We start from the raw sequence: 22,534 nt of genomic DNA, 5'->3' as shown, positions 1-22,534 counted from the left end.
AAGAAAGAGAGAGGAGCGCATCCGTGCTCACATTCCCCGACGGCTTCCTCTGGGGTGCCGCGACAGCGGCCCACCAGGTGGAGGGCAACAACACCACGAGCAACTGGTGGGCGATGGAGCATGCTCCCGACTCGCCCATGGTGGAGCCCTCCGGTGACGCTGCCGACCACTTCCACCGCTACCCGGAGGACATGCGGCTGCTCGCCGAGGCGGGGCTGAACTCCTATCGCTTCTCGGTCGAGTGGGCGCGGATCGAGCCGGAGCGCGGGTTCATCTCGCGGGCGATGCTCGACCACTACCGCCGCATGATCGACACGGCGCGTGAGAATGGACTGGACCCCACCGTCACGCTCATGCACTTCACGGTGCCGCAGTGGTTCCAGAAGGACGGCTTCTGGCGCGCGGACGACGCGGTGGATCTGTTCTCCCGCTACGTCGAGACCGTGCTCCCGATCCTCGACGGCGTCGACTACGTGTGCACGATCAACGAGCCGAACATCGCCGCGATGCTGGCCGGGGGAGAGGACGCTGCGAACCTCGTCGCCTACGGCCTCCCGAACCCTGACCTCGCCGTGGCCGACACCCTGCTGGACGCGCACCACCGTGCCAGCGAGATCCTGCACTCGGTGCCGGGAGTCAAAGCCGGATGGACGATCGCCACGCAGGCGTTTCACTCCACCGGAGAACCGGGAGCGGACGAGATGCTCGCCACGTACGGCGACCCGCGCGACCACTGGTACCTCGAGCAGTCGGCCGGAGACGACTTCGTCGGCGTGCAGGCATACACCCGCACCTTCATCGGCCCGGAAGGTCCGCGTCCGGTGTCGGACGACGTCGAGACGACGCTCACAGGCTGGGAGTTCTTCCCCGATGCGCTCGAACTGGGCGTGCGCAGTGCGTGGGAGCGCAGCGGTGGGGTACCGATCCTCGTGACGGAGAACGGCATCGCGACCGCCGACGACACCCGACGCGTCGCCTACACGCAGGGAGCGCTGGAAGGCCTGCACCGCGCGATCGCCGACGGCGTCGATGTGCGTGCCTATCAGCACTGGAGCGCGCTCGACAACTACGAGTGGGCCAGCGGCTTCCGGCCCACGTTCGGGCTGATCGGCTTCGACCACGAGACCTTCGAGCGGTTCCCGAAGCCCTCCCTCGCCTGGTTGGGAGAGGTCGCGCGGCGCAACGGGCTCTGAGCGGGGTTACCCTCGGGTCATGACGAACGCGCAGCACGCGACGAGGGACGACACGCTCCGCTCGGCTGCGGCCGGACTGAGCGCGTCGTTCCTCGCCGTCGGGCTGGCAGAGCTCGTCGCCGCTGTGGTCGAGCCGAGTGCGAGCCCGTTCGCGGTGATCGGGAGCGGACTCATCGACCTCGCACCGAGCTGGGCGAAGGACACCGCGATCGCGCTCTTCGGCACCGGCGACAAGGTGGCGCTGATCGTGGGCATCGCTCTAGTGCTCGTGGTCGTCGCCGCGCTCGCCGGTATCCTGGAGCGGCGGCGGTCCGGTATCGGAGCGGTCATCCTCGGCGCACTCGGTGTGCTCGCGGTCGTGGCCGCGATGATCCGTCCGGGCGCTGGACCGTTCGCCTGGCTCCCGGGTCTCGTCGCCGGACTCGTCGCGGTGGTCGTGCTGCGTCTCCTCGTCGCTCGACTGCGTCCGGTCGCCGGCTTGCACCCCGACGGCGAGGATCGGCGGAGGTTCCTGCTGTGGACGGTCGGGGTCGCCGCGACCGGTGCCGTGGCGCTCATCATCGGCAACGTCGCCCGCGGCGCGAGCCGCTCGATCGACGCGGTCCGCGATGCCCTGCGGCTTCCGAAGGCAGCCAGGACGGCGGCCGCGGTTCCTGCCGGCGCGGAGCTCGACATCCCCGGTCTCGCCACGGTCGTGACCCCGAACGCGGAGTTCTACCGCATCGACACGGCACTGATCGTCCCTCAGGTCGACCCCGCCGACTGGTCGCTGCGCATCCACGGCATGGTCGATCGCGAGGTGCGCATCACCTGGGACGAACTGCTCGCCATGCCGCTGCAGGAGGCGGACGTGACGCTCGCCTGCGTGTCGAACGAGGTGGGCGGATCGCTCATCGGCAACGCGCGCTGGCTGGGGCTGCCGATCCGCGAGCTGCTCGCGCGTGCGGGCGTCGACGCGGAAGCGGACATGGTGCTCTCCACCTCGGCAGACGGCTTCACGGCGTCGACGCCGCTCGAGGCGCTCACCGACGATCGGGACGCTCTGCTCGCGATCGGCATGAACGGCGAGCCGCTGCCCATCGAACACGGCTTCCCGGTGCGGATGGTGGTGCCGGGGCTGTACGGCTACGTGTCGGCCACGAAGTGGGTCACGCAGCTGGAGGTCACGAGGTTCGACCGCGCCACGGCGTACTGGACGAGCCGCGGCTGGTCCGACCGCGGGCCCATCAAGCTGCAGTCGCGCATCGACGTCCCGCGCCGCGGACAGTCGATCCCGGCCGGGGACGCCGTGATCGCGGGAATGGCGTGGCAGCAGCATGTCGGGGTCGCCGGGGTGGAGGTGCGCATCGACGAAGGGCCATGGCGCAGGGCGGATCTCGCCACCGCGATCTCCGCCGACACGTGGGTGCAGTGGAGCCTCGAATGGACCGCCGAGAGCGGTTCGCACACCATCGAATGCCGGGCGCTGAGCGCCGACGGCGAGACGCAGACCTCGGATCCGGCCGCCCCCGCACCCGACGGTGCGCAGGGATGGCACCGCATCGACGTCTCCGTCGGCTGAGCGCGAAACCACCTCTCGTGCGGCACCTAGAATTGCTCCATGCCCGCAGGCGAATCCTTCTACATCACCACGCCCATCTACTACCCCTCCGACGTGCCGCACATCGGTCACGGGTACACGTCGGTGGCCGTCGACACCCTCGCACGGTGGCACCGCCAGGCGGGCGATGACACCTGGATGCTGACGGGTACCGACGAGCACGGTCAGAAGATGCTGCGCGCCGCCGCGGCGAACGGGGTCACTCCGCAGGAGTGGGTCGACAAGCTCGTCAGCGAGAGCTGGTTCCCGCTGTTGGAGACCCTCGACGTCGCGAACGACGACTTCATCCGCACCACGCAGGAGCGGCATGAGACGAACGTGCAGACGTTCTTCCAGCGCCTGTACGACCGCGGCTATATCTACGCGGGCGAGTACGAGGCGCTCTACTGTGTGGGCTGCGAGGAGTTCAAGCCGGAGTCGGAGATCGTCGACGGCACCGGACCCTTCGAGGGCCTGAAGGTCTGCGCCATCCACTCGAAGCCGCTGGAGCTGCTGCAGGAGAAGAACTACTTCTTCAAGCTCAGCGAGTTCCAGGACCGGCTGCTCGAGCTGTACAAGACCCAGCCCGACTTCGTGCGCCCCGACTCGGCGCGCAACGAGGTCGTGTCGTTCGTGAGCCAGGGCCTCAAGGACCTCTCGATCTCCCGCTCGACCTTCGACTGGGGAATCCCGCTGCCGTGGGACGAGTCGCACGTCATCTACGTGTGGGTCGACGCGCTGCTCAACTACGCCACGGCCGTCGGGTACGGCTCCGACGAGGAGACCTTCGCGCGCCGCTGGCCGGCGTACCACGTGGTCGGCAAGGACATCCTGCGCTTCCACGCCGTGATCTGGCCCGCGCTGCTGATGGCGGCGGGACTCGACGTGCCGAAGGGCGTCTTCGCGCACGGCTGGCTGCTGGTCGGCGGCGAGAAGATGTCGAAGTCGAAGCTCACCGGCATCGCGCCGACCGAGATCACCGATGTCTTCGGCTCCGACGCGTACCGCTTCTACTTCCTCTCCGCGATCGCCTTCGGCCAGGACGGCTCGTTCTCGTGGGAGGACCTGTCCGCTCGCTACCAGGCCGAGCTCGCGAACGGCTTCGGCAACCTCGCCTCGCGCACGACCGCGATGATCGAGAAGTACTTCGAGGGTGTCGTGCCGCCGGCGGCCGAGTACACCGAGAAGGACCTCGCGATCCAGAAGATCGTGGCGGATGCCGCGTCGAACGCGGATGCGGCCATCGCGAACTTCCGCATCGACGAGGCGATCTCGGCGATCTGGACCATCGTGGACGCGCTCAACGGGTACATCACCGCGAACGAGCCGTGGGCGCTGGCCAAGCAGGCGAACAGCGGCGACGAGGAACAGCGCGAGCGTCTCGCCACCGTGCTCTACACCTGTGCCGAGGGGCTGCGTGCGCTCGCCGTGCTGCTCTCGCCGGTGATGCCGCAGTCGACGGAGAAGCTGTGGATCGCCCTCGGCGCCGCCGAGACCCTGGGCCGTGTGCAGGACCAGCCGATCCGCGAGGCCGGAGCCTGGGGCGTGCTGCGCCCCGGCACCAGCGTCAACGGCCTGGCGCCGCTGTTCCCGCGGGTGGAGTCCGCGGCCTGAGCGATGTCGGGTACGTATGTGCAGCGCCGTGACGGTGACGGACGCAAGGATCTGAGGTATCCCGCCGCGCCCGAGCCGCTGGCCGTTCCGGTGTACGACAACCACGCGCACCTGGAGATCGTCGACGGCGACGAGCCGCTGAGCCTCACCGAGCAGCTCGACCGCGCGGCGGCCGTTGGCATCGCCGGCGTCGTGCAGGCCTCGGGCGACATCGAGTCGTCCCGGTGGGCGGTCGAGGCCGCGGAGTCGGATCCCCGCGTCCTGGCCGCAGTCGCCATCCACCCGAACGATGCCCCGACCTACGCGGAAGAGGGCCTGCGGGGCGGCGTGGGCCTGGACGAGGCCATCGAGGTGATCGACGAGCTCGCCGCGCACCCCCGCACCAGGGCGATCGGCGAGACGGGGCTCGACTTCTTCCGCACAGAGCCCGAGCGCCGCGCGCCGCAGTTCGCCTCGTTCGAGGCGCACATCGCGCTCGCGAAGAAGCACGGCATCGCGATGCAGATCCACGACCGCGACGCGCATGAGGCCGTGCTCGAGACGCTCTCCCGTGTCGGCGCCCCGGAACCCACGGTGTTCCACTGCTTCTCGGGCGACGACGCGATGGCCCGCCTCTGCGCGGACGCCGGTTACCACCTGTCGTTCGCCGGCAACGTGACGTTCAAGAACGCGCAGAACCTGCGGGATGCGCTGAAGGTGACGCCGCTCGATCGCATCCTCGTCGAGACGGATGCCCCGTTCCTCACCCCCGTGCCGCTGCGGGGCCGCCCGAACGCGCCTTACCTCGTGCCGATCACCGTGCGTTTCATGGCCGCCGAGCTCGACATCGAGGTCGACGAGCTGTGCGCCCAGCTGGCCGAGAACACCCTGCGGGTCTACGGCTCGTTCGCCGACTGAGTTTCGGGTTTCACGTCTTCGGGCCCGGTCTCGGCGACGGGCTTCGCGCTCACGATCTGCGAGATCGGCTTCCACACCAGCAGCAGGGTGAGGGCCGCCCCGACGAAGGCGAACCACCAGGGCGCGGTGAGTCCCCACACCTGGGCGATCACGCCGCCGAGCGCCTGCCCGACGACCATGCCGCCGAACACCCCGACCATGTTCACGGAGGCCACCCGGCCCTGCAGCTCGGCGGGCACCAGACGCTGTCGCACGGTCGTGGAGATCGTGCCCCAGACGAACGCGTACGCCCCGAAGAAGAACATGATGATCAGCGCGACCCATCCGGCGGTGGTGAGGGCGAACGCCAGGTGCATGAGCACCTCGAGCGACAGCACGACACGCATCAGGGTGGCGAAGGAGACGTGTCGCTCCAACCAGCCGAAGCTGAGCGTCGCGAGGATGCCACCGGCCGCCGACGCGGTCGTGAGGGCGCCGTAGCCCACCGCGCCCATCTGCAGGTGCTCCGTCGCGTAGAGCACGAGCACACCCCAGGGCGCCGCCCAGGTGATGTTGAACACCAGGATGATGAGCACCAGCATGCGCACGGGCGGGTTACGCCACAGCCAGCGGAGCCCCTCGGCGATGTCGGTGTGCACCGGCGTGCGCTCGTCGATCGCGCGCGGCGGCACCGGGGTGCGAGCCATGCGGGAGATGAGGACGACCGCGAGGCTGACGCACACGACTTCGAGCAGGAACGGCCAGGCGGTGCCGGCGGCGAACAGGAAGGCGCCCAGCGGCGGACCGGCGAACTGGTTCGCCACCAGGTATCCGGCCTGCAGACGTGCATTGCCGATGCCGAGGTCGGCGGGCTTCACCAGCATCGGCAGCAGCGTGCTGCCCGCCGTGTCGACGAAGACCTCGGCGGTGCCGTAGAGGAAGGCCACAGCGAGCACGATCCAGATGTTCGCGACGCCGGTGATCAGGAAGACGCACAGTGCGAGGAGCACGACAGCCCTGGCGGCGTTCGCGAACATGACCAGGCGGCGTCGGTCGAAGCGGTCGGCGATCGCTCCCGCATGCAGGCCGAACAGGAGCCAGGGGAGGAACTGCAGGATCGCGCCGGCCGCCACCAGGATCGGCGACGAGGTCATCGATGCGATCAGCAGGGGAGCGGCCGCGAGCGCGACGCCGTCACCGACGTTGCTCGTCCACGACGACGCGAGCAACCATCGGAAATCGCGGCCCATGCGACGGGGCGCGACGAGTTCTCCGAGGGAAGGCACCAGAGAAGACTACTGAGGAGTGGGGACATCGGAGTGTGGGGGAGAATGGGGGGATGACCGTCACCCTGCTCGGCGCCTCCGAGATCCGCCGCCTCGCCGCCGAGCTCGACGTCACCCCGACGAAGAAGCTCGGCCAGAACTTCGTCACCGATGCGAACACCGTGCGCAAGATCGTGCAGGCCGCCCGTGTGCAGCCGCACGAGCGCGTGGTCGAGGTCGGTCCGGGTCTCGGCTCCCTGACGCTGGCGATCCTCGAGACCGGCGCCTCCGTCACGGCCGTCGAGATCGACCACCGACTTGCGGCCCGGCTCGCGCAGACGGCCGCCGAGCACGGTGTCGAGGCCGACCGCCTCACGGTCGTCGATGCGGATGCGCTTCGCATCACCGAGCTCCCCGGCGAGCCCACCGTGCTGGTCGCCAACCTCCCCTACAACGTCTCGGTGCCGGTGCTGCTGCACTTCCTGGAGAACTTCGCGTATCTCCAGCGCGGCGTGGTGATGGTCCAGGCCGAGGTCGCCGAACGGCTGGCCGCGAAGCCGGGCTCGAAGATCTATGGCTCGCCCAGCGTCAAGGCCGCCTGGTACGGCGAGTGGAAGCTCTCCGGAAACGTCTCCCGCCAGGTGTTCTGGCCGGTGCCGAACGTCGACAGCCTGCTCGTCGGCTTCGACCGGTCCGAGGGTGAGCGCGGCACGGAGGAGGAGCGCCGTCGCACGTTCCAGATCGTCGATGCGGCCTTCAACCAGCGCCGCAAGATGCTGCGTCAGGCACTGTCCGGGATCTTCGGCAGCTCGGCTGCCGCCTCGGAGGTGCTGACCGCCGCCGGTGTCGCTCCGACGGCTCGGGGCGAGGACCTCACGGTCGAGGACTACCAGCGCATCGCGCAGCACGCTCCCGCGCTGGACGTGCTCTCCGACGATGTCGCTTCCACCCAGTAATCTGGCACCGTGACCGACTCCCCCCGCTTCCGTCCCGATGTCCCCGAGCTGCACCGTCCGTATGCCGCGGACGAGAGCCGCTACCAGCAGTTCGCCTACCGTCAGGTCGGCACGTCCGGCCTGTACCTGCCCCCGATCTCGCTCGGGCTGTGGTGGAACTTCGGCGACAACATCCCGCTCGACAACCAGCGCGCACTGCTGCGCCACGCGTTCGACCGGGGCATCACCCACTTCGACCTGGCGAACAACTACGGCCCGCCCTACGGCTCCGCCGAGAAGAACTTCGGCCGCATCTTCGCCGAAGACCTCCGCCCCTACCGCGACGAGCTGATCATCTCGTCGAAGGCCGGCTGGGACATGTGGCCCGGCCCGTACGGCGACTTCGCGAGCCGCAAGTACATCCTCGCGAGCGCCGAGCAGTCGCTGACGCGGATGGGCCTCGACTACGTCGACATCTTCTACTCCCACCGTGTCGACCCGGTCACCCCGATCGCCGAGACGGTCGGCGCGCTCGACACGCTCGTGCGCCAGGGCAAGGCCCTGTACGTCGGTATCTCCTCCTACAGTGCGGAGCGTACGGCCGAGGCCGTGGCCGTCGCCAAGGATCTCGGCACCCCGCTCGTCATCCACCAGCCCGCGTACTCGATCCTGAACCGCTGGGTCGAAGACGGACTGACCGACACCCTGGAGCAGTCGGGCCTCGGCGCGATCGCGTTCACCCCGCTGGCTCAGGGCCTGCTCACCGACAAGTACCTCGGAGACGGCACGGCCGAGCGTGCGCAGAAGCGCGGCTCGCTGCCGGAGGGCCGGCTCACGGACGAGGCCGTGCAGACCCTGCGTTCGCTGAACGAGGTCGCTCAGGGGCGCGGCCAGTCGCTCGCGCAGCTCGCACTGCAGTGGACCTTGCGCAGCCCCGTCGTCGCCTCGGCGCTGATCGGCGCCTCGCGTCCTGAGCAGCTGGATGAGAACATCGCGGCCGTGAACGGTCCCGACTTCACGACCGAGGAGCTCGCCCGCATCGACGAGCTCGCCGGCGCCATCGACGTCAACCTGTGGGCGAAGTCCTCGGAGCTGTGACCCGATCATGAGCCATGCCGCGTTCGCCGATTCCGTGCACGTGCGCGCCCCGGGGAAGATCAACGTCTTCCTCGGGGTCGGCGGCCGGCACGACGACGGCTATCACGCGCTGGCGACGGTCTTCCAGGCGGTCTCGCTCTACGAAGACGTGATCGCGCTCCCCGCCGACGACTTCTCGGTGACGGTCTCCGGAGTGGAGGACATCGAGTCCGTGCCGCTGGACGACCGCAACCTCGCGATGCGCGCGGCCAAGCTGCTCGCCGTCGCGGTGGATCATCCGGGCGGGGTGGCGCTCGAGATCCGCAAGAGCGTGCCCGTCGCCGGCGGCATGGGGGGAGGGTCGGCGGACGCGGCAGCCGCCCTCGTGGCGTGCGATGCGCTGTGGGGCACCGGGCTGTCGCAGGCCCGACTGCACGACCTGGCCGCGCGTCTGGGTGCCGACGTGCCGTTCGCGCTGCACGGGGGAACGGCTGTGGGCACGGGGCGGGGAGACCAGCTCAACCCGGCACTCGCCCGCGGACGCTTCGACTGGATCCTGGTGCCCAGCGAGCAGGGGCTGTCGACGCCCGTGGTGTACGAGCGCCTCGACCTGCTGCGCGAGGACGAGGGTGCCCTGGCCGACGACCCGCAGCTGTCGCTGGACGTGCCCATCCCCGTGCTGCAGGCGCTGCGTTCGGGGGACCCGGCCCAGCTCGCCGACACCCTGTTCAACGATCTGCAGGCCGCGGCGCTGTACGAACGGCCCGACCTCGCCGAGACGATCAGCCTCGGGGTCGCCGCCGGTGCGCTGCAGGGCATCGTGTCGGGCTCGGGGCCCACGATCGCGCTGCTCTGCCCCGACCCTGAGACGGCGCAGGACGTGCAGTCGTCCCTGCGGGAGAACGGGCTCGACCCGCTGCACGTGCACGGCCCCGTGCCGGGTGCCCGCATCATCGGCTGAGGATCGAGTGCCGGCTCAGTCGGCTTGCAGGAGCGCGCTCACCCGATAGGGGATCACTTCGCGCAGGAACAGGCTCGTCGACGTGCGGAGAATGCCGGGGCACAGCCGGACGACCTCGGCGACGCGGTAGAGGTCGTCGGGGTCCTTCGCGACGACACGCAGCAGCAGGTCGGTGTCGCCGGCGGGAGCGAAGCACTCCAGCACCTCGGGGACGCGACTGAGCGCATCGATCGCGTCCGTGATCTGATGCTGATCGAGTTCGACCAGGATCGAGGCCGCGACACCGCGCCCGAGGGCCTGCGGCAGCACTCGCGAGCTGTGCGCACGCAGGTATCCTCCGGATTCGAGGCGATCCAGTCGAGCGTGCACGGTGCCGCGGGCGAGGCCGAGATCCTGGGCGATCAGGGCGACCGGACGGCGGGGGTCACCGTCGAGCACGGTGAGGATCCTGCGGTCGGTCGCGTCGAGGTTGGCCATTTCGATCACCGTCGCCTTCTGTGCGGAGTCACGATTGATCGGATCGTTCAATCAGAAATCACTCTATGGTCTGAATGATTGCATTGTGGTCAAATTGGTGTCAGATACGCACGATGTCGGTCACGAGCGGACATCACGCGCACCCGAACGACAGGCCACGAGCCTCACGACCAGGGTGCAGAGGGCGACGGGCCACGAGCCTCGACCGGCCCCGTCCCTGCAGCCGCCTCGTTCAGCAAGGGGGCGGGGCGGGCGCACTCTCCGGATGTCAGGGCCGTCTGCGTCTCAGTCGCGGGGGACCAGCAGCCGCAGCTGCACCATGGCCGAGAACCGGGCTTCCGGGTCGGCGAGGTCGAGTCCGCTGATCTCCGACAGGCGACGCAGCCGGTAGCGGAACGTGTTGGGATGCGTGTAGACGCGGGCTGCGGCGACGGCCACATCTCCGAACGCGTCGAGCCAGGCGCGCAAGGTCTCCACCAGGTGCGTCCCCTTCTCCCTGTCCTGCGCCAGCAGCTGCGCGACCGGACCGGTGGGCTGATCGCCCCTGGCGCGGACGAGGTCGGCGAGTTCGACCAGCAGCGCCTCCATCTGCACCGAAGTGAACCGTGCGACCGGTTCGCCGGAAGGCGCCTGACGGACCACGCGCAGAGCGCGGTCGGCATTCGCGCGCGAGGAAGGGATGTCTGCGACCGCCTCCGCCACCGTGCCGACGCCGATGCGAATCTCAGCGGTCGCGCCGAGCCGGCCCAGGAAGTCCGTGGCGACGCGCGCGGCGCGGCTGTCCGCGTCGGGATGCTCCGATCCGGGATCGGCATCGCCCTGCTCTGGGCGGATCCCGACGACGGCGTACACGACATCGCCGATCACGGCCACAGCCGAGCGGAGGTACACGGCCCCCAGGTGCACGGCGAACGCATCGGCGATCCGCTGCCTCTCCGCGACACCTCGTGCCCCGGCGGAGGGCTCGTCGTCGATGTCCTCCGTGGCGGACACGGCGAGCACGACGCACCGATGATCGCTCAGGCGCAGACGAGCCGTCGCATCCGCAGCCCCCGGCCCTCCCTCCAGGATCGTGGAGAGCAGGTCGGCGCGCAGTCGGCGCTCCACGTCGGCGCCGGCGCGCAGACGCAGCATGTGCAGGGCCACCAGCCCGGCCGAGTCCTTCAGCGCTCGCACGCGGTCGGGCGAGAGCGGTTCCTGCACAGCCGCCCAGATGGATCCGAGGATCTCGTCGCCCGCACGTACGGCCAGCGCTACGCGCGGGAACGACGGCAGACCCTCGGTGTTGGACACCGGTCCGACGTGGATCGGATCCTCGCTGCGGTACAGCTCCTGGAACACGCCGCGCTCCTCGAGCTGCCGCGCGAACCGTTCGGGAACCTGCCGACCGAGCACCGTCTCGATGCGCGCCGGATCGGCCTCGTGCTGGCGACCCGAGAACGCGACGACCCGCGAGTTGCGGTCCTCGATCGTGACCGGTGCGTTCAGCAGCGTGGCGATCGCGTTGGCGAGGGCGAAGAGGTCGCCGGAGGGCATGCCGCCCAGCGTCGTCGTTCCCTGATCGCCGACGTCACCCTCGGCGATGAGCGAGCGCAGCATGGCAGCCAGTTGCGCCCACGACGCCCCGCGGGTGAGCGCGAGCACCGGGATGCCCGTGGCCTCGGACGCATCGCGCACCGGTTGTTCGGCCCGCACCGGAGCGCGCAGCACGAGGGCGGAGGCGTGCTGGGCAGCAAGGTTCTGCAGGAGTTCGGCGATCTCATCGGGATCGCTCAGCCCGACACCGAGCACGAGTGCCCCGCGCATCGGCATCGCGTCGTCGAGGACGTCGTGGATGACCACGGTCTCGATCTCGGCCTCGTCGTCGACGGCGCCGCTCACCACCTCGAGCAGGGTGGTGCCGAGGTCTTCGATGACCCGGCCGAGGCTGGCGCGGGGCCTGGTCGTCACGGACATGAGCACAGCGCCCAGGCTAGGGGGCGACCACGGGTGGGGGAGCTGTGGGGCACGACGAAATCGTATCGACTCTTGGTCGATCTCGACAGGATCGTCGTGCCCCGCACGGGCCGTCAGCCCGCTCTCAGAAGGTGATCCACTCGGTGCGGATCGTCACCGCATCCAGCGCTTCCCGGTCAGGGGTGACCCCGATCCCCGGGCCGGTCGGCACCGTGAGCGTGCCGTCCTCGACGACGAACGGCTCGGTGATGTCGTGCGCGTAGTACCGTCCGGATCCCGAGGTGTCGCCGGGCAGGGTGAAACCGGGGAGGGCTGCGAGGGCGACGTTCGCCGCACGCCCGATCCCGGTCTCGAGCATGCCGCCGCACCACACCGGGATGTCGTTCGCCGCGCACACGTCGTGGATGCGTCGTGCCTCCAGGTACCCGCCCACACGGCCAGGCTTGATGTTGACGATCGAGCAGGCGCCGAGGGCGATCGCGTCCGCCGCGGCCCTGGCCGACACGATCGATTCGTCGAGGCACACCGGGGTGGTGATCGCCCGGGCGAGCTGCGCGTGTCCGAGAAGGTCCTCCTCGTCGAGCGGCTGCTCGATCAGGAGCAGGTCGAACGGATCGAGCTTGGCGAGGTGCCGCGCATCACCGCGGTGGTACGCGGTGTTCGCGTCGACCTGCAGCAGCACGTCGTCGCCGAAGCGCTCCCGCACGGCGCGCACCGGTTCGATGTCCCACCCGGGCTCGATCTTGAGCTTGATGCGCACGTAGCCTTCGTCGAGGTAGCCGCCGACGGCTTCGAGCAACTCGGGGACGGAGTCCATGATCCCGACGGACACGCCGCAGTCGACGCGCTCACGCACCGCTCCCAGCTCGCGCGAGAGCGGAACTCCGGCGGCCCGCAGCTCGGCATCGAGGATCGCCAGCTCGACCGCGGCCTTCGACATGCGGTGACCCTTGAACTTCGCCAGGGCCGGGGCGACGCCGCTCGCATCGAGGTCCTCGACCTGCGCGAGCGCCGGCAGCAGGAACCGGGTGATGACGTCGACGCTCGCCTCCACGTACTCGGAGGAGTACAGCGGGTCGTTCATGGCAACGCCTTCGCCCCAGCCCTCCGCCTCGTCCGTGAGGGCGCGGACCACCATGGCCTCGCGCACGGTCTGCACGCCGAACGACGTCCGGAACGGCGACACCAGCGGCATCTCGATCACGCGCAGCTCGAATCCGGTGAGCTTCATCCCTGTTCTCCTCTGTCGATGGTGTAGGCGCCGGAGCGGTCGAACGAGAGCACGCGCCCTCCACCCTCCAGCGATGATCCGAGCGTCTCGCGCAACGCCAGACGCCATGCGGTCGCCCGTGCGGGTTCGGTCAGGCGCAAGGTCTCGATGTCGCGTGGCAGCGCCACCCGTACCAGGCGCGCGTCGGTGCGATGCCGCAGCGGCCCGAGGTCGCCGCCCACGCTGAGCAGCGGCTCGACGGACATCTCCTCGGCGTTGATCTCCTCGGTGTCGATCTCCACGATCTCAGGCACCGGCCCCCCGTGACAGGCGGCGACCACCCTGGGGTCGCGCACGTACCAGGTCACGAGCATCCGATCGGTGTCGTCCGCCCCGTTGAGCGCATCGGCCATGTGTCCGTAGAAGTTGCGGTGATACGACGTCGGGGTCGCGGCGAGCTTCACGAGGTTGAAGTGCGCATTGCGGCTGATGAGGGGATCGAACGTCCAGGAGATCTCGTCCAGACCCTCCTCGAGCGCCCACGCGCGCTGGTGCACCTTGAGGGCGAAGCCGACGCTGCGACCGCGCATCCGCGACGAGACGCCCGCGATGTGGCTGTGCAGCGCACGCTGCTCGGGAGCGGCGAAGAAGCCGAAGCATGCGCCGACGAGCTCGTCGTGCTCGAATGCTCCGCCCACGTAGCTGCCGGCCTTCGACAGCGCCCGCAGCGTCTCGACGTTCACGGGGGAGGCTTCGCCCTGCTTGGTCCAGATGCTCTGGAACAGCTCGGCGACCAGGGTGAAGTCGTCCACATCCTCCAGCAGGCGGATCTCCACCCCCGCTTTCGACGCGGCGGCGTTCGCGGCATCGGCGGCTTCCTCCGGCGACGCGGGGAAGGCCGCGGCGTCCGTCAGGCTCATGCCCGTCCTCCGTTCCGCGCCGGCGTGCGTTCTCTGACGGCGAGGATCAGCTCCCGCAGCAGCACGATGCGCTCCGGGATCAGTGCGACGATCACGTGCTCATCGTCGGCATGGGCGCCGCCGCCGACCGCGCCGAGCCCGTCCAGCGTCGGCACCCCGAGCGCGGCGGTGAAGTTGCCGTCGGACGCGCCGCCGACCTCGACGCCGTGGAACGGAGTGAGACCGGCACGCTCGGCGATCTCGAGCGCCAGCGCGAACAGCGGTGCCGAGGATTCGGGCTCGAGTGGCGGACGATTCGCACCGCCGTCGACGCGTACGGAGGCACCGGGGACGGTGGCAGGGATCGCACGGAGGGCGGCATCCACCCTGTCCTGCTCCGCGACCGTGCGCACGCGCACGTCGACGGCGAACTCCGCCTCGGCCGGCACCGTGTTGGTGGTGCTGCCGGCGCGCAGGAGCGTGGGCGTCACGCTGGTCCCCACCGACTGGTCGTCGAGCCGCGCGATCGCGAGCACGAGGTGAGCCGCCTCGACGGCAGCGTTCACGCCACGCTCCGGTTCGAGCCCGGCATGGGCGGCGCGCCCCGTGACATGCACACGGTAGAGCGAGACGCCCTTGCGTGCGATCTTCACGGCACCGCCGTCGGCCGAGGCCTCGAGCACGAGCGCCGCAGCGCAGCCGATCGCCTCCTGCTCGATCAGGGCGCGCGAACTCGGAGAACCGAGTTCTTCATCACCCGTGATCAGGATGCTGATGCCGGTGCGATCGGACAGTGCGGCGACGGCATGCAGCGCCATCACGACGCCCGTCTTCATGTCGAAGCATCCGGGTCCGCGGAGCACACCGTCCTCGGCGGTGAACGGCAACCGCCGCAGCGAGCCGAGCGGCCATACCGTGTCGTGGTGGCCGAGGAGCAGCACGACCGGATCGCCGAATCGCCAGCGCAGATGCGTGCGCCCGTCGATGACGATGCGTTCCGGGGCGACCCCCAGCAGCCTCTCACCGAGGGCAGCGACGACGTCGGCGCTGCGGGAGACGGCTTCGAGGTCGTCCGACGGCGACTCGCAGGAGACGAGGGTCTCGATGTCGGCGAGGACCAGGTCGAGGTCCGCGTCCGCCTGCACGCGCATCACGACACCTTCGGCGCTGCGCGCACACCGTGGTGCAGGTAGCGCTCGCCGCTGGGCAGGGAGTAGAAGACCACAGCATGCCACCCCTGCTCGCCCTCCGGTCGCATCACGAACTCGCCGTGACGCACCGGGACCAGCGGGTGCTCCTGCACCGGATCGGGGAGGAGGGCGGCGAGCGGGCCGTTGAGCGTGGTGCGCATGCGCAGGCCCTCGTCGTCGCGGAAGATCTCGGTACGGACCCCTGAGCGGTCGTAGATGCCCTCGAACTCGGAGAAGTCGTCGGCGAACGGCTCCGCAGGCGGGGTGAGGCCCGCCGGCACGTGCACATCCGCGAGCTCGGAGAAGATCTCGTCGAACAGTTCGGCGTACAGGTCGTGCGTGTTGCCGCCGTTGGTGAGCATCGTCACCGCGAGCTGCTCGTCCGGCAGGATGCGCAGGAACGCCGCCTGGCCGATGGTGTTCCCGTCGTGGCCGTAGAGTCGGCGCCCGTCCCAGTCGAACAGGATCCACCCCACGCCCCAGGCATCGCCGAGGGAGTACGGGTCGGGCATGTCGACCTCCCGCTGCTGCATCCGTCGCACGCTCTCCTCCGACAGCACCCGCGTGCCGTCGGCTGCGAGTCCCCCCGTGAGGTGCATGCGGGCGAAGGCGAGCACGTCGGCGGTCGTGGAGTTCACCAGCCCCGCCGGACCCATCGCGCGCGGGAGCATCCAGGCGGGGGCGAGGGTCGGTCCGTCATCACCCACTTCGGTGTGGCCGCTGGCGGCACGGAACATGATGGCCTCTTCGGGGAGCGTGCAGGAGTGCGTGAGACCGAGGGGCGTCATCAACAGGTCGCGCATCGCCTGGTCCCAGCTGGTACCCGTGATCTTCTCGATCACCCGACCGGCCAGCACGAATCCGGAGTTGCAGTACGACATCGTGGCACCGAGCGGGTGGTTCTGCGCGATGCCGTCGAGCAGCGCGACGTACTTCTCCAGGGTGTCGTCTCCGCGGCCGGTATCGGTGAACACGTCGCCGTCGATCCCGCTCGTGTGGTTGAGCAGGTGACGCATCGTCACGGTGCGGGTGACCTCGGGATCCGACGAGGCGAACTCCGGGACGTACTCCACGATCGGGGTGTCGAGGTCGAGCCTGCCCTCGTCGACGAGCTTCATCACCACCGAGGTGGTCCACACCTTGCTCATCGAGCCGATCTGGAACACCGAGTCGTCGGTGGTCTCGATCCCCGTGCGCACGTTGAGTATGCCGTGGTGCGCATACACGGGCTCCTCCCCGAGACGGAGGATGCCGAGGGTCGCCCCGGGAACCTTGTGCGCCTCGGCCAGGGCGCTCAGTCGCTGCTGCCAGTGCCGGGCGTCGAGTCGTGCGCGCACCGGCTTCCCCGCTGGCGGGGCGTACTGCTCCACCCAATCGATCACCCGCTGCGAGAAGTCGGCGCGGTGCGACGGCGGACCGGAGAGCACGAAGAGGTGCGAGCCACCGGGGTAGAGCACGAGACGGGTCGGCACCCCGCGCTCGCGCAGCGCGGTGAACCACTGCTCCGCCTGACCCACCGGGCAGCGGTCGTCGGCTGCGCCGTGCAGGATCAGCGTCGGCGTCTTCACCTGATCGACCCGCGTGAACGGCGACTGCGCGGAGATGCGCTCCTCGTCGCGCCACGGCAGACCGCCGTTCTCCTTGGAGGAGAGGTAGTGGCCGAAGTCCGACGTGCCGCCCATCGAGAAGAGGTCGGTGACGACGCCACCGGCGACAGCGGCGGCGAAGCGGTCATCGCGCGAGGTGAGGAAGCACGTCATGAAGCCGCCGTAGCTGTAGCCCGTGACGGCGAGGCGCGCCGGATCCGCGACGCCTTCCGCCACGAGAGCGTCGATCGGCTCCAGGAAGTCGTTCGCGTCGTTGACTCCCCAGCCGCCGGATACCGCCGAGAAGAACGCGTCGCCGTAGCCGTCGCTTCCTCGGGGGTTGAGGGTCAGGACCGCCCAGCCGCGTCGCGTGAGCACCTGGTGATAAGGGTGGGCGATGTCCGCTGCCCCGTTCCAGGCGTTGTGCGGCCCGCCGTGGATGTCGAGCAGGAGCGGGAGCGGGCCAGCGGCGTCGGGGTCGCGGCGCAGCCAGCCGGTGACGACCGTACCGTCGGAGATCGTGAATCGGCGCTCCTCCGCGGGCACGAGCTCGAACTCGGGAGTGCCGTAGTCGGTGAGGGTGCGCGCCGTGCCGTCGGAGAGGTCCAGGAGCGAGACATCGCCGAACGACTCCGGTGTGGCGAGCACGATCGTGGCGGACGATCCTGCGACCGACAGCCCCGAGACGTTCGCGGTGCCGTTCACGAGCGATGTGGCACCGGAGCCGTCCTGCGCGACCCGGTACACGTGCGAGTAGCCGTTGTCGCGAAGGCAGAACACGATGTCGCCGTCCTCCGTGAACTGCGGCATGCCGCCGGGGTAGCCCGGACCACCGGGCATCACGTTGCGGTCGAGGCCGGCGGTGAGGTTCCGCGGGTCTCCGCCGTCGACGGGGAACAGCAGCAGGTCCGCGTTGCCGACCTCGGTGTCGGTGCGTCCGGCCGCGAGCACGTGGCGACCGTCGGGGGTCCAGCCCACCGCCGTCGCCTGCACGTCGGCGGCGCTGACCTGCACCGGGGGGCTGTTCGGGTCGGTGGACGAGCACACGAGCACGGGGATCCGCATCGTCAGGTCCGCATCGTCCCCGACGCTCGCGGAGTAGGCGATGCGGGTGCCGTCCGGCGACCAGAAGGGCTCGGAGGCGTGCGAGCGTCCACGCGTGAGCACGGTGATCTTCCCGGAGGCGACGTCGAGCACGTGCAGCTGCTGCACGAGCGTGCCGAGGGTTCCGGCGCCATCCGCCTTGTAGCCGAGACGGTCGGTGCCGGTGGGAGCCGAACGACGGGCCAGGATGGTGTCCTTGCCCTCTCCGGGGAGGGCCGCGCTGTCGACCGGGGCGGTGAAGGCGATGCGTGCACCATCCGGACTCCAGGCCGCGGCGCCGGCGCCGAGAGGGAGAGCGGTCAGGCTGCGGGCCTCGCCGCCGCCCGCAGGGAGGACCCAGAGCTGCGCGGGTCCGTCCTGCGCCCGCAGGAATGCCAGCTGCGCGCCGTCGGGGCTCCACACGGGGGCAGAATCCCCTGTGCCGTGCGTCAGCGGGGAGGGGGCTCCGCCGGAGGACGCCACCTGCCAGAGCGCGCGGGTGTCGCGGTCGCCGTCGCGGTCGGTCGTCCGCAGCACGTAGGCGATGCGGGTGCCGTCCGGAGACAGCGCGGGCTGCTCCGGTGTGCGGACGGAGAGCAGGTCGTCGACGGTGACGCGGTTCATGAGAGCTCCAATCGATGGTCAGTTCACTGTGTCCGCTGAGAGCGGGGACGGTGTTGTGGTCGCGGCCGAAACCAGGGGGATGCTTTGGGAGGTGGGCACAGTTCCGAGCGCGAGGTCCGCGTGCGTGCCGGCGAAATGGCATGCGGCTCCGGCTGAACCGGAGGGCAGGGGAGGATCCGCGATCACACAGATCTGACGATCGGGTCGTGCCGCGGGACCGATCGGGCACCGCGGGTGGAACCGACATCCGCTGGGAGGCGCATGCGGGTCGGCGGGCTCCACGTCGACCGGGGCGAGCGGGTCGACCGCCAGCAGGTCACCGTTCCTGGTGGGCGCCGCCTGCAACAGGTCCCTCGTGTACGGGTGCTGCGGGTCGGCGAGCACCTGCTCGGTGGGGCCGAACTCCACGATCCGCCCGAGATACATCACGGCGATGTGGTCGCTCAGATAGCGCACGACCGAGAGGTTGTGCGAGATGAACAGCATCGTGAGGTCGAGTTCACCGCGCAGCTCCCGCACGAGGTTCAGTACCGAGCCCTGCACCGACACATCGAGCGCCGAGGTGATCTCGTCGGCGATCACGACCTCCGGCCTCGCGGCGAGCGCTCTGGCGAGGGCGATGCGCTGTCGCTGACCGCCGGAGAGCGCTGCCGGAAGAGACGGGGCGCGGTCGGGGTCCAGGCTCACCAGGTCGAGCAGTCTGGCGACCTCGGCGCGTCGGGCAGTGGTGCCGCGGATGTCGCGGGGGAGCGCCTCGGCGATGGACTCGCCGATCGTCATCCGGGGGTCGAGTGAGGAGAACGGATCCTGGAACACCATCTGGATGGGGCGCCGACGACGGAAGCTCCGCACATCCGCACCGTCGAGAGTGATCGTTCCCTCGCTGATCGGCGCGAGGCCGATCGCCGCGCGAGCCAGCGTCGATTTGCCCGACCCCGATTCGCCGACCAGCCCGACCACGGAGCCGGACGGCACGACGAGGGAGACGTCGTCGACGGCCGTGAGACCGGCGCGGTGCGTTCCGTAGCGCACGCTGACCCGATCGAATCGCAGTTCGCTCATCTCAGGACCGTCTCTTCCTCTTCGGTGCTCGTGTCGATCGCCACCGCCACCGGCACCGGAGCCTCGCCGTCGACCGGGTGCCAGCACGCGACCCGGTGTCCCGCTGCGTCGGCCACCAGTTCGGGGTCGCTCTCGCGGCAGAGATCGGTGGCGAGGGGGCACCGGGCGGCGAACGCGCATCCGACGGGGAAGGCCCCTGGCGCCGGCGGGCGGCCGGGGATCATCTTGAGCGGCTCGCTGCGGTCGGCGTCGAGCTCGGGTACGACCTCGAGCAGTGCCCGGGTGTAAGGGTGCCTGGCGTCGGTGTGCAGGGTCGCCGCGGGCAGGTCTTCGACGATGCGGCCCGCGTACATGACGAGCACCCTGTCGCAGGTCTGCGCGACCACGGCGATGTCGTGGCTGATCAGCAGGATCGCGGCATCGGTGTCGCGCCGCACTCCCGCGAGCAGCTGGAGCACCTGTCGCTGCACCGTCACGTCGAGCGCCGTCGTCGGCTCGTCGGCGATGATCAGCCGCGGGTGGTTCATGAGACCCATCGCGATCATCGCGCGCTGCCTCATGCCGCCGGAGAACTCGTGCGGGTACTGGTGGGCGCGGCGGGCGGCCGCGGGCACCCGCACCGACTGCAGGCGCTCGATCGCCCGGTCCATGGCCTGCTTCCGCGTGATGTCCTGGTGCTCGGAGGCTGCCTCGGCGAGCTGCGATCCGATGCGCCTGGTCGGGTTGAACGACGTCATCGGGTCCTGGAAGACCATCGCGAGCGACGTGCCCAGCAGGCTTCGCACTGCCCGATCCGAGCTGGTCAGCAGCGGAATGCCGCAGAAGTCCAGCTGCGCGGCGGCGACATGGCCGGGACGCTCGATGAGGCGGGCTGCGGCGAGGGCGGTCAGGCTCTTGCCGGATCCGGATTCGCCGACCACGCCGATCGCCTCGCCGCGCGACACGGTGAACGAGACGCCGCGCACCGGGGTGACCCACCCGGCGGCCGTGGGGAAGGAGACGCGCAGGTCGTCGACGAGGAGCACCACTTCTTCACCGTCGACCTGCGCGGGCTTGCTGGCATCGAGTCCGGTCGCTCCGGGGAGCGCGACGGCGGGAAGGCGATGGCGGCGCCGAGCCGACCGTCCGCCCAGGGCTGCAGCCGCCGTCTCTCCGAGGAGGTTGAAGGCGAGGCCGGCGATCACCACGGCCACGGCCGGTCCGAGCGCCGCCGCGGGGTTGAGGTAGATGCGGTTGAGGCCCTCGCCGAGTAGGCGGCCCCAGTCGTACTCCGGCACCTGCACGCCCAGACCGAGGAACGAGAGTCCGGCGAAGGCCAGCAGTGCCGAACCGGCCGCGACGGTCGCGTTCACGATGAGCGGCTCGCCGATGTTGGGCAGGATGTGGCGGATGAGGACCCGCAGGCGCGAGACTCCGGCGACCCGGGCGGCGGAGATGAAGTCGCGACCGGCGATCGCCGCCGACAGGGTCTGGGTGAGACGGGCGAACTGCGGCGCCATCGCGAAGCCGATCGCGAGCACGGCACCGGTGGAGCCGACGCCGAAGATGACGGCGAAGAACAGGGCGAGGAGGAGGCCGGGGAAGGCCACGGCGATGTTGACGAAGCCGACGATCGGGCGTCCGACCCATCGGGGGAGCACCGACGGTGCCGTGCCGAGCAGCGTTCCGGCGACCACGCCGATGACCACCGCGACCACGGCGAGCACCACAGAGAGTCGGGTCGCGACCAGTACGCGGGCGAGCACGTCGCGGCCGAGGGCGTCGGTTCCCAGCAGATGCTCCGCGCTCGGTCCCTGCGTGATCGCGGTCGGGTCCACCTGCTCGGCCTGGGCGCCCCAGATCATCGGGGCGAAGATCGCGCCGAGCGTGACGAGCAGGATCAGACCGAGGGCGGTGATGCCGAGGGGCGAGCGGACGATGCCGGACCATGCCGTGCGTGCGGACATCATGCCTCCCTGATGGTGGAGCGAGGATCGAGGAGCGCGAGGATCACGTCGATCACGAGGTTCACGACCAGCACCCCCACGCCGTAGACGAGCACGATGCCCTGCACGACCGAGTAGTCCTTGGTGAGGATCGACTGCACGATCATGGTGCCGAGCCCCGGCCAGGCGAAGACGTTCTCGACCAGCACCGTGCCGGCGACCATCCCCGTCAGGAGCAGTCCGGTGAGGGTGAGGGTCGCGGTCATGGCGTTCGGCAGCGCATGGCGGGAGTAGATGCGGCGCGGGGCGAGGCGCTTGGCCCGCGCGGTGCGGATGAAGTCCTGGCCGAGCACGGAGAGCACCTCGACCCTGATGATGCGTGAGAACACCGCGATCGGGCCGACCGCGAGCGCCACGACCGGCAGCACGAGCGCGAACGGAGCGCTGTTCCCGGCGACGGGGAACCACCCGAGCGACACCGCGAACACGTACACGAGGCCGACAGCGAGGAGGAACTCGGGGATCGCGGCGAGGATGACCGAACCGGTCGCGAACGCCAGCTCCAGCCCGCGTCGGCGACCGCCGCGGGTGGCGACGGCCATGGTCACCCCGAGCGGGACCGAGACCAGCAGCACGAGCACGACCGCGAGCAGGGCGAGCTGGAGAGTCGCGGGGAGCCGGGTGGCGATGATCTCGGAGACGGGCTGGCTGGTGATCATCGAGGAGCCCATGTCGCCGGTGAACAGCCCCCCGATGTAGCGGAAGTACTGCACGATGAGCGGCTGGTCGAGGCCGAGAGCCGCGCGCCGGGCCTCGACGAGCTCGGCCGGGGCGTTCAGCCCTAGCGCCGCGCGCACCGGGTCGCCCGGCACGAGGTGGATCATGAGGAAGGCAGCCGTGACCAGCACCCACACCGAGAGCAGGAACTGCCCTCCGCGCCGGACCAGGAAGGACAACCAGGGGTTGTCCGACCGGGCGGATCTGATCAGTATCGCCTGCGTGGCGGTGGTGCTGGCCATCGG

The 22,534-nt window shown here is 70.0% G+C and carries 17 protein-coding genes; 7 read left to right on the top strand and 10 right to left on the bottom strand.

Features of this window, described 5'->3' with window-relative positions; translation table 11 throughout:
• Nucleotides 1-23 precede the first annotated feature (23 nt).
• From AAY78_RS18525 to AAY78_RS18510, 4 genes are read left to right on the top strand one after another with little or no spacing between them, the layout of a single operon-like run.
• Nucleotides 24-1,193 (top strand): glycoside hydrolase family 1 protein, encoded by a 1,170-nt coding sequence (locus tag AAY78_RS18525; RefSeq protein ID WP_046749724.1) that lies wholly within the window; start codon nucleotides 24-26, stop codon nucleotides 1,191-1,193.
• A 19-nt stretch (nucleotides 1,194-1,212) separates the two neighbouring features.
• Nucleotides 1,213-2,754, top strand: coding sequence for a molybdopterin-dependent oxidoreductase (locus tag AAY78_RS18520; RefSeq protein WP_046749723.1), 1,542 nt, complete (start codon nucleotides 1,213-1,215; stop codon nucleotides 2,752-2,754).
• A 39-nt stretch (nucleotides 2,755-2,793) separates the two neighbouring features.
• Nucleotides 2,794-4,386 carry a methionine--tRNA ligase gene (metG, locus tag AAY78_RS18515; RefSeq protein ID WP_046749722.1) on the top strand — a complete coding sequence of 531 codons (1,593 nt, stop codon included), beginning with the start codon at nucleotides 2,794-2,796 and terminating at the stop codon, nucleotides 4,384-4,386.
• 3 nt (nucleotides 4,387-4,389) lie between these two features.
• Complete coding sequence (locus AAY78_RS18510) at nucleotides 4,390-5,283, top strand: TatD family hydrolase (protein ID WP_046749721.1); 894 nt, start codon at nucleotides 4,390-4,392, stop codon at nucleotides 5,281-5,283.
• Here the strand turns inward: AAY78_RS18510 and AAY78_RS18505 are convergent.
• Nucleotides 5,262-6,512: an MFS transporter gene (locus AAY78_RS18505; protein ID WP_046749720.1), complete on the bottom strand. Its 1,251-nt coding sequence runs from the start codon at nucleotides 6,510-6,512 to the stop codon at nucleotides 5,262-5,264. The genes AAY78_RS18510 and AAY78_RS18505 overlap by 22 nt on opposite strands.
• 89 nt (nucleotides 6,513-6,601) lie before the next feature.
• Between AAY78_RS18505 and rsmA the strand changes: the two genes are divergently transcribed.
• From rsmA to AAY78_RS18490, 3 genes are read left to right on the top strand one after another with little or no spacing between them, the layout of a single operon-like run.
• On the top strand, nucleotides 6,602-7,483 hold the full coding sequence (rsmA, locus tag AAY78_RS18500; protein ID WP_046749719.1) for a 16S rRNA (adenine(1518)-N(6)/adenine(1519)-N(6))-dimethyltransferase RsmA: 882 nt from the start codon (nucleotides 6,602-6,604) through the stop codon (nucleotides 7,481-7,483).
• 9 nt (nucleotides 7,484-7,492) lie between these two features.
• Nucleotides 7,493-8,560, top strand: a complete 1,068-nt coding sequence (mgrA, locus tag AAY78_RS18495; RefSeq protein ID WP_045262882.1) for an L-glyceraldehyde 3-phosphate reductase — start codon at nucleotides 7,493-7,495, stop codon at nucleotides 8,558-8,560.
• A 7-nt stretch (nucleotides 8,561-8,567) separates the two neighbouring features.
• On the top strand, nucleotides 8,568-9,500 hold the full coding sequence (locus AAY78_RS18490; protein WP_046749718.1) for a 4-(cytidine 5'-diphospho)-2-C-methyl-D-erythritol kinase: 933 nt from the start codon (nucleotides 8,568-8,570) through the stop codon (nucleotides 9,498-9,500).
• Between the two features lie 15 nt (nucleotides 9,501-9,515).
• On the opposite strand, the gene AAY78_RS18485 is transcribed toward AAY78_RS18490, so the two are convergent.
• From AAY78_RS18485 to AAY78_RS18445, 9 genes are all read right to left on the bottom strand, one after another.
• A complete protein-coding gene (locus AAY78_RS18485; RefSeq protein ID WP_046749869.1) occupies nucleotides 9,516-9,977 on the bottom strand; it encodes an Lrp/AsnC family transcriptional regulator in 462 nt (153 codons plus the stop codon).
• A gap of 285 nt (nucleotides 9,978-10,262) precedes the next feature.
• On the bottom strand, nucleotides 10,263-11,933 hold the full coding sequence (locus AAY78_RS18480) for a helix-turn-helix domain-containing protein (protein ID WP_046749717.1): 1,671 nt from the start codon (nucleotides 11,931-11,933) through the stop codon (nucleotides 10,263-10,265).
• Nucleotides 11,934-12,057: 124 nt separating this feature from the next.
• The gene (gene menC / locus AAY78_RS18475) at nucleotides 12,058-13,164 is read right to left on the bottom strand and encodes an o-succinylbenzoate synthase (protein ID WP_046749716.1); all 1,107 of its coding nucleotides are present in this window, start codon (nucleotides 13,162-13,164) and stop codon (nucleotides 12,058-12,060) included.
• On the bottom strand, nucleotides 13,161-14,063 hold the full coding sequence (locus AAY78_RS18470) for a GNAT family N-acetyltransferase (RefSeq protein WP_046749715.1): 903 nt from the start codon (nucleotides 14,061-14,063) through the stop codon (nucleotides 13,161-13,163). The genes menC and AAY78_RS18470 overlap by 4 nt, the downstream gene beginning before the upstream one ends.
• Nucleotides 14,060-15,193 carry a M20 family metallopeptidase gene (locus AAY78_RS18465; protein ID WP_046749714.1) on the bottom strand — a complete coding sequence of 378 codons (1,134 nt, stop codon included), beginning with the start codon at nucleotides 15,191-15,193 and terminating at the stop codon, nucleotides 14,060-14,062. Before AAY78_RS18465 ends, AAY78_RS18470 begins: the two co-directional genes overlap by 4 nt.
• On the bottom strand, nucleotides 15,193-18,525 hold the full coding sequence (locus AAY78_RS18460) for a serine hydrolase (protein ID WP_046749713.1): 3,333 nt from the start codon (nucleotides 18,523-18,525) through the stop codon (nucleotides 15,193-15,195). Before AAY78_RS18460 ends, AAY78_RS18465 begins: the two co-directional genes overlap by 1 nt.
• A gap of 18 nt (nucleotides 18,526-18,543) precedes the next feature.
• Entirely contained in the window at nucleotides 18,544-19,587 is a 1,044-nt protein-coding gene (locus AAY78_RS18455; RefSeq protein WP_082108754.1) for an ABC transporter ATP-binding protein, read from the bottom strand.
• On the bottom strand, nucleotides 19,584-21,536 hold the full coding sequence (locus tag AAY78_RS18450; protein WP_082108753.1) for a dipeptide/oligopeptide/nickel ABC transporter permease/ATP-binding protein: 1,953 nt from the start codon (nucleotides 21,534-21,536) through the stop codon (nucleotides 19,584-19,586). The genes AAY78_RS18455 and AAY78_RS18450 overlap by 4 nt, the downstream gene beginning before the upstream one ends.
• Nucleotides 21,533-22,531: an ABC transporter permease gene (locus AAY78_RS18445; protein ID WP_046749712.1), complete on the bottom strand. Its 999-nt coding sequence runs from the start codon at nucleotides 22,529-22,531 to the stop codon at nucleotides 21,533-21,535. Before AAY78_RS18445 ends, AAY78_RS18450 begins: the two co-directional genes overlap by 4 nt.
• Nucleotides 22,532-22,534 lie beyond the last annotated feature (3 nt).

Source organism: Microbacterium sp. Ag1 (assembly GCF_001005635.1).
GTDB classification, from domain to species: domain Bacteria; phylum Actinomycetota; class Actinomycetes; order Actinomycetales; family Microbacteriaceae; genus Microbacterium; species Microbacterium oxydans.
The sequence above is the reverse complement of the archived record's forward strand: the minus strand, read 5'-3'. Positions and strand labels throughout refer to the sequence as shown.